This window comes from Actinoallomurus spadix (genome assembly GCF_024055725.1).
GTDB classification, from domain to species: domain Bacteria; phylum Actinomycetota; class Actinomycetes; order Streptosporangiales; family Streptosporangiaceae; genus Actinoallomurus; species Actinoallomurus spadix.
Map to the genome: position 1 here is coordinate 1 of NZ_JAMXMX010000059.1, position 6,806 is coordinate 6,806.

Annotated in this window: 8 protein-coding genes; 5 read left to right on the plus strand and 3 right to left on the minus strand. The window is 74.7% G+C overall.

Features of this window, described 5'->3' with window-relative positions:
- The 3 genes from NE235_RS36865 to NE235_RS36875 form a co-directional block, all read left to right on the plus strand.
- Positions 1-441 (plus strand): helix-turn-helix transcriptional regulator (locus NE235_RS36865; protein ID WP_252811528.1); only part of this gene is annotated, 441 nt, incomplete at its 5' end.
- A 19-nt stretch (positions 442-460) separates the two neighbouring features.
- Positions 461-793 (plus strand): ArsR/SmtB family transcription factor, encoded by a 333-nt coding sequence (locus NE235_RS36870; protein ID WP_252811530.1) that lies wholly within the window; start codon positions 461-463, stop codon positions 791-793.
- 103 nt (positions 794-896) lie between these two features.
- Complete coding sequence (locus tag NE235_RS36875) at positions 897-1,787, plus strand: TIGR03620 family F420-dependent LLM class oxidoreductase (protein ID WP_252811531.1); 891 nt, start codon at positions 897-899, stop codon at positions 1,785-1,787.
- Between the two features lie 55 nt (positions 1,788-1,842).
- Here the strand turns inward: NE235_RS36875 and NE235_RS36880 are convergent, their stop codons facing one another.
- A complete protein-coding gene (locus NE235_RS36880; RefSeq protein ID WP_252811533.1) occupies positions 1,843-2,268 on the minus strand; it encodes an OsmC family protein in 426 nt (141 codons plus the stop codon).
- A 105-nt stretch (positions 2,269-2,373) separates the two neighbouring features.
- Between NE235_RS36880 and NE235_RS36885 the strand changes: the two genes are divergently transcribed.
- Complete coding sequence (locus NE235_RS36885; RefSeq protein ID WP_252811535.1) at positions 2,374-3,474, plus strand: DUF5925 domain-containing protein; 1,101 nt, start codon at positions 2,374-2,376, stop codon at positions 3,472-3,474.
- Positions 3,475-3,479: 5 nt separating this feature from the next.
- Here the strand turns inward: NE235_RS36885 and NE235_RS36890 are convergent, their stop codons facing one another.
- Positions 3,480-3,758: an Atu4866 domain-containing protein gene (locus tag NE235_RS36890; RefSeq protein WP_252811537.1), complete on the minus strand. Its 279-nt coding sequence runs from the start codon at positions 3,756-3,758 to the stop codon at positions 3,480-3,482.
- A 335-nt stretch (positions 3,759-4,093) separates the two neighbouring features.
- Between NE235_RS36890 and NE235_RS36895 the strand changes: the two genes are divergently transcribed.
- Entirely contained in the window at positions 4,094-4,768 is a 675-nt protein-coding gene (locus tag NE235_RS36895) for an esterase/lipase family protein (RefSeq protein WP_252811539.1), read from the plus strand.
- Between the two features lie 63 nt (positions 4,769-4,831).
- On the opposite strand, the gene NE235_RS36900 is transcribed toward NE235_RS36895, so the two are convergent.
- The coding region (locus NE235_RS36900; protein ID WP_252811541.1) for a helix-turn-helix domain-containing protein at positions 4,832-6,806 on the minus strand (1,975 nt) is incomplete at its 5' end.

Below are 6,806 nucleotides of genomic sequence, written 5' to 3' on the forward strand. Positions count from 1 at the left end.
GACGAGGGGGCGTACGCGGAGGCGCTGCGCCTCCACGACAAGGGCGGGCGGCCGTTCGAGCGGGCCCGCACCGAACTGCTGTACGGGGAGTGGCTGCGCCGCGCCCGCCGCCGCTCCGACGCCCGCGGACCGCTGCGGTCGGCGCTGGAGGTCTTCGAGGGACTCCGCGCCGAGCCGTGGGCCGAGCGGGCGCGGGCCGAACTGCGGGCGACCGGCGAGTCCGCCGCCACCGCCCGTCCGGCCGCCGCGGACCTGCTGGAGCGGCTCACCCCGCAGGAGCTGCAGGTCGTACGGCTCGCGGCCGAGGGGAACAGTAGCCGGGACATCGCCGCGCAGCTGTTCCTCAGCCCGCGGACGGTGGAGTACCACCTCTACAAGGCGTATCCGAAGCTCGGCGTGTCGTCCCGCCGCGAGCTCGCCCGCCTGGAGCTGGCCCGGTAGCGACCTATACTCCGGGTCCATGGCGGAGGATGCGCTTTCCCCGGACCCCGACCTGGTCCGCGCGTTGCAGGCGCTGTCGAACCCGATGCGGTTGCGGATGCTGTCGTGGCTACGCGAGCCGAATCGGCACTTCCCGCCGGAGCAGGCGATCGCCGACCAGCTCGAGGTCGGGGTCTGCGTGAGCCACATCCAGGCCAAGGCGGGCCTGGCCCAGTCGACGGTGTCCGCCTACATGGCCGAGCTGCAGCGGGCTGGCCTGGTGCGGGCGACGCGCGTCGGCAAGTGGACGCACTACCGGCGCGACGAGCAGCGCATCGCCGAGCTCGTCGCCACGCTCGGCCGTACGCTCTGACCTGCGCCGGACATGCTCGCCGTGGGTGCCGGGTTGATCTCATATCGAAGATCTGCGATATTTCGATGTGTTCGCCACGGTGACGGGAACGAGGAGATCTTCGATGGGCGACCTCAACGGTCTGGATCTCGGGACGTTCGGGATCTACACCTTCGACTTCGAGCACCAGCCGGCCCCACTGATGCGTGACTCGATCCAGGAGCTCGAGCGGCTGGGCTGGCGGGCGCTCTGGTTCCCCGAGGTCGGCGGGCGCGAGGCCCTCACGCAGGCCGGATACCTACTGGCCTGCACCGAGCGGATCCACATCGTCAACGGCATCGCGCAGATCTGGGCGCGCGGCGCGCGGGCCGCCCACGGCGGCGCCCGCCTCCTGGCCGACGCCTACCCGGACCGGCACGTGCTCGGCCTGGGGTTCGGCGGCGAGCAGCGGCCGGGCGTCAAGCCTCTGGCGGCCATGCGCGCGTACCTCGACGAGATGGACGCCATCGAGGCGGCGAGCCCCGCACCGCGCGCCCCGACACGCCGGGTCCTGGCCGCGTACGGGCCCAAGATGCTGGAGCTGGCCCGCGAGCGCACCGCCGGCGCGCACACCTACCACGTCACGGTCGCCCACACCCGCCAGGCGCGGGAAGTCCTCGGCACGGACGCGTTCCTGGGCGTCGAGCACCCCGTGCTCTTCGAGACGGATCCCGGGAAGGCCCGCGCGATCGCGCGCGAGCACCTGCACACCTACCTGACGACCCCGTACAACATCGCGAAGTTCCGCCGGCTGGGCTACTCGGAGGAGGAGATAACCGGCGGCGGCAGCGACCGCATCGTCGACGACCTCGTCTTCTGGGGCGACCCGGACACCATCGCCGAGCGGCTCCGCGGCCACGTCGAGGCCGGCGCCGACCACGTCGCCGTCCAGGTCATCGGCGTCGAGCCCGGCCGGTCGGCGATGCCGCACTGGCGGACGCTCGGCGACGCGCTCCTGCCCCGAACCGGCGCCTGACCCCGGGACCCGGCGTGGGCACGGCCCGTACGGGCGGCGCCCACGCCGGACTCGCTCAGGCCAGCGACGCGTCGAGCGTGATCTTCGTGCCGGCCAGCGCCTTGCTCACCGGGCAGTTGGCCTTCGCCTGCTCGGCGGCGTTCTGGAAGTCCTCGGCTGACAGGCCGGGCACCGACGCGCGCACGGTCAGGTGGATGCCGGTGATGCCCTCACCCGGCTGGAAGGTCACGTCGGCGCGGGTGTCGACCGACTCCGGCGGCGTGCCGGCCCCGGCGAGACCGTGCGACAGCGCCATCGAGAAGCACGTGCTGTGCGCGGCGGCGATCAGCTCCTCCGGGCTGGTCTTCCCCTCGGGCTTCTCCGCCCGGGACGGCCAGTTGACCTCGAACTCCCCGACCTTCGAGGAGTCCAGCGACACCTTGCCCTGCCCGCCCATGAGCGGGCCTTCCCAGTGAGCGTTCGCGGTACGGACGGTGGCCATGGTCATGCTCCTTCTGAACGTGCGCGGGTCCGCCGCCGAGCGGCGGCGCGCCCGGATGGTGTAATTCACTGGACTCGGTGCAACGGCGCCCCGATCATCGAGGGCATGTCCGAACCCGTCGTCCCGATCATAGGGGCCGCGCCCGAGGCGCCCGTGGACTACCGCCTCGAGACGGCCGACACGCTCGGCGACGCCATCGAGGTCCTCGCCCTCCAGCCCTTCACACCGGGCCGGCAGCCGTACGCCCGCAGCAAACGACTGGACCGCGTCCGCCCCGACGCGCCGCTGCGCCCACGGGACGCGCGGGTGCTCCGCGCCGCCCGCGAGGAGAACCGCGACTCCGTCCTGGCCTGCGGTGAGGGCTGGACGCTCCGCGCGGTCCGCTGGCGCGGCGGGTCGGGCACCGTCGAGGTCACCGCCATCAGCGACGAACTGGCCGCGGAGGTGCTCGAGGAGTCCGTCCGCGACGCCGTCGAGGAGTCCCCGGACCAGAACCGCGTCGAGATGGGGTTCTGGTACTCCAGCCCGCGCGGGGCGGAGCGCCGCGAGCGGTCGATCACGGCGCCGCCGTGGGCGGAGATCCGGCGCAACTACGCGGCCGAGGCCGCGGCGGCCGTCGACCGGCTCGCCGCGATCCGCGCCGCGGACGTGACCGGCCGGCTGCTCCTCCTGCACGGACCGCCCGGCACCGGCAAGACCACGGCCCTGCGGGCCCTGGCCCGCGAGTGGGCGAAGTGGTGCCAGTTCGACTGCGTCCTCGACCCGGAGGAGCTGTTCCATAACCCGGCGTACCTCATGGAGGTCGCCGTGGGGGAGGAGGACGACGAGGACGAGGACCGCCGCTGGCGGCTGCTGATACTCGAGGACTGCGACGACCTGATCCGCGCCGACGGCGGCGAGAAGACCGGGCAGGAGCTGTCCCGCCTGCTCAACCTCACCGACGGCCTGGTCGGGCAGGGCCGCGACGTGCTCGTCGCGCTCACCACGAACCGGCCCCTCGCCGGCCTGCACCCCGCCGTCGTCCGCCCTGGCCGGTGCCTGGCGCAGATCGAGATGGGGCGGCTGTCCCACGCCGAGGCGGCGGCCTGGCTCGGCACCACCGAGGGCGTCCCCGACGGCGCGACGCTGGCGGAGCTGTACGCCATCCGCGACGGCCATCCCTTCGAGACCGCGCCCGTCACGTCCGGCACCGGCTTCTACCTCTGAGCGTCCTACCGGTACAGCACGAGGTGCTCGTGATAGAGCACTCCGTCCCGGATGTCGCCCGTCGCCGTGAACCCGGTGTCGTCGACGTAGTCCAGGTGGTTCCCGGTCACCGTGTACCGGCCCGTGTACGCGCTGCGCCGCGTGCCCCGGGCCTCGTCGTAGCGGCCGTCCGGCAGCAGTTCCTGGCGGATGTGACCGTCCGCGGTCACCCACATGCCGACCACGTCGGCGTTCCCGGTGTCCTCTTCGTTCCCGGCGCCGTGGGGGCCGGTGGTCTCGTCCATCTGCGGATTCCCTTCCTCGGGTGCGTGGTACCGAGTCTCGGCGGATCGCGGGCGGTGTGCCAGGCAGCGCCGTTCCCGGGTGCGCCGCACCCCCTCAGGGCGCCGGGCCGCCGCGATGCCCGAGCGGGCCGGCGCTCGCCGGCCGGCCCGCAGGGCCGGAGGCCCGCGGTCTCCGGCCTGAGGGACGGCGCCCGCCGTGCCCTGGGACGACGCGACCTCGCTCCGGGAGCCGGACGGCACCGCTTCGGGACACTGGCGATTTCGCCGATGCCGCGTCGGCTCCGGAGCCGGAGAATCTGCGGCGTATCTCCCTTCCCACCCCGCAGGAGGAGTTCATGCGCCGAGCACTCGGCTCGTTGCTGGCGGCCGTCCTCGCCGCCGTCGGCGTCGTCTTCGGCACCGTCGGGACCGCGCACGCCGCCGGCCACACGCCCGTCGTGTTCGTCCACGGTTACACCGGCAGCGCGAGCAACTGGGTGACCGCCGAGGCGGTGTTCCAGGCCGCCGGCTACAGCTCGAACGAGCTGTACGCCTTCAACTACGACTCGTACGGCGACAACCGGACCAACGCGGCGTCCCTCGCGTCGTACGTGCAGCAGGTGCGCCAGCGGACCGGCGCGGCCAAGGTCGACATCGTCAACCACTCGATGGGCGGACTGGTCAGCCTCTGGTACGTCAAGCAGCTCGGCGGCGGGCAGTACGTCCGGCACCTGGCGTCGCTGGCCGGCGCGAACCACGGCACCACCGCCGCGCTGGCGTGCGAGATCTACGTCACCTGCCAGCAGATGACCCCGGGCTCGTCGTTCATCACCACGCTGTCGTCGGGTGACGAGACGCCGGGCGACACGAAGTACGCGACCTGGTACTCGCCGTGCGACGGGATCATCAACCCCTACACCAGCACGATGCTGAGCGGCGCCACCAACAACTACGTGGCGTGCGAGAACCACCTCACGTACCTGACCGACACGGTCGTGCTGTCCGCGGTCCGCGCCTTCCTGGCGACCTGACGCGGCACCGGTGCGGTGGACGGCCCGCCGGGGAGCCCCGGCGGGCCGCCTCCCGCGTCCGCCTCAGCGGAACATCTGGGCCAGCTCCACCCGGGAGCGGACGCCCAGGCGCACGAAGATGTTCCGCAGGTGGTGGTCGACGGTGCGGGGGCTGAGGACGAGACGCGCCGCGATCTCCCGGTTGGTCGCCCCGCCGGCGACGAGCCGGGCGATCTCCCGCTGGTGGGGGGTGAGGTCGTCGGTACGGCGCCGGGCGCCCGGTTCGCCGGGTTCGCCGGCCGCGCGCAGCTCCGCCTGGGCGCGTTCGGCCCACAGGGCCGCGCCGCAGTGCTCGAAGAGCCGCCGGGCGTCGCGGAGGTGGTCGCGGGCGGCGCGCGGCCGGCGGCCGCGGCGCAGCCGCCGGCCGTAGGCGAATTCGGTGCGCGCCAGGTCGAACGCCGAACCACCCTGACGGTGCAGCCGCAACGCCTCGGCGAAGTGCTCCTCCGCGGTGGCGTCGTCCTCGGCGAGCAGCGCGCGGCAGCGTTCGGCCACGGCGGCCCTGGCCGAACCGGCCGTACCGCGCGCCCAGCGGTCGAACGCCGCCAGGGCGGCCTCGGCCCCCTCCCGGTCACCGCAGCGGACCGCGGCCTCGACGAAGTCCGGGGCCGCGAGGACGGCGGTGAACAGGTCCGCCGGGTGGTTTCCGGTCAGCGCCCGCAGCCGGGCCGCGCCCTCCTCGGGGCGGTCGTCCGCCAGGTCGAGGCAGCCGAGGGCCCACGCCGCGAACGCCGCGGGCCGGGTCAGGCCGCGTTCCTTCGCCGTCCCGGTGACGCTCGTCGCGCGGGTCCGCGCCGTCTCACGGTCGCCCTGGACCGCGGCGAGCAACGTGAGCAGGGCGAGGTGGTCGGCGGCGCCGTTCCCCTGGCCGCACGCCCGCGCGGCGCGCAGCCCCTCCAGGCTCACCGACGTCGCCGCCGAGAACTCGCCGAGGACCATCTGGGTCAGCGCGAGATTGCCCAGCGCCCACGGCAGCAGCGCGGCGGTCCCGCGCAGCCGCGCCCGGTTCACCGCCATGGTCGCCAGATCCCGGGCCCTGCGGTCCTCCCCGAGCGCGAACGCCGCGAGGCTCGCCCAGGACTTCACCGCGCAGCCGTCGAGGCCCTCGGCGAGGTCCAGCACGCGCCGGAGCGGGCCGGTGGCCTCCTCGTGCCGGCCGCCGAACGTCGCGGCCATCCCGTCGAGATGGGCGAGCATCAGGTCGGCCACCCGCGAGCGGGCGCCGTCCCGGCCGATCGCGGCCGCCCGCTCACCGATCACGCGGTACCGGCGATGGTCCCCGGCCAGGCAGCCGGCCTCCGCCGCGAACATCAGCGCCAGCACCGCCCGCGTGCGGTGCGCGCCGGCCAGCCGGTCGGCGGCGTCGACGAGGATCTGCACCGCCGAGGCCGGCGCGCCGTCGCGCAGCTCGATCTGCCCGTACAGCAGCCCGGACAGTCCCCGCAGCTCGTCGGACCGGGCGTACGGGCGGGCGGCGCGCAGCAGCGAACGGGCCGTCCGCGTGCGGCCGGCCAGCCAGGAGTCGGTGGCGGCCGCCAGCAGGCGGAGGGCCCTGCCACCGGTGTCGGCGGTGAGCGCGGCGGCCTGCCGCCAGGCCGGCGCGGCGTCCGCGTGCCGTCCGGACCGGCGCGCCGCGGCCGCCTCGCAGACGAGCTCCTCGCACAGGCGGGGATCCGGCTCCCCGGCGCTCGCCGCCCGGTGCCGGCTCTGCCGCAGCCGGTCCTCGTCCAGCGCGGCGGCGAGGGCGCGGTGCGCGGCCAGGCGTGCGGTGAGGGAGGCGTCCGCGTACAGGGAGGACCGGATCAGCGGGTCCGAGGTCTCCACCGTCTCCCCGTCCACGCGGATCAGACCGGACCGGCGGGCCGTCTCCAGCGACCGCGGGCCGGCGCCCGCGCGGGCGAGCGTTCGCAGGGCCAGCCTCTCGTCGCTGGCCACCAGCAGCACGCCCCGCCGCGCGTCGGGTGGCCGGGCGCGGGAGCGCCGGCGGTGGGAGTCGCGC

Bases quoted from the DNA above. Each gene is read 5' to 3' on its own strand.
- NE235_RS36870 (WP_252811530.1), top strand. From the start codon at position 461: ATGGCGGAGGATGCGCTTTCCCCGGACCCCGACCTGGTCCGCGCGTTG.
- NE235_RS36875 (WP_252811531.1), top strand. From the start codon at position 897: ATGGGCGACCTCAACGGTCTGGATCTCGGGACGTTCGGGATCTACACC.
- NE235_RS36880 (WP_252811533.1), bottom strand. From the start codon at position 2,268: ATGGCCACCGTCCGTACCGCGAACGCTCACTGGGAAGGCCCGCTCATG.
- NE235_RS36885 (WP_252811535.1), top strand. From the start codon at position 2,374: ATGTCCGAACCCGTCGTCCCGATCATAGGGGCCGCGCCCGAGGCGCCC.
- NE235_RS36890 (WP_252811537.1), bottom strand. From the start codon at position 3,758: ATGGACGAGACCACCGGCCCCCACGGCGCCGGGAACGAAGAGGACACC.
- NE235_RS36895 (WP_252811539.1), top strand. From the start codon at position 4,094: ATGCGCCGAGCACTCGGCTCGTTGCTGGCGGCCGTCCTCGCCGCCGTC.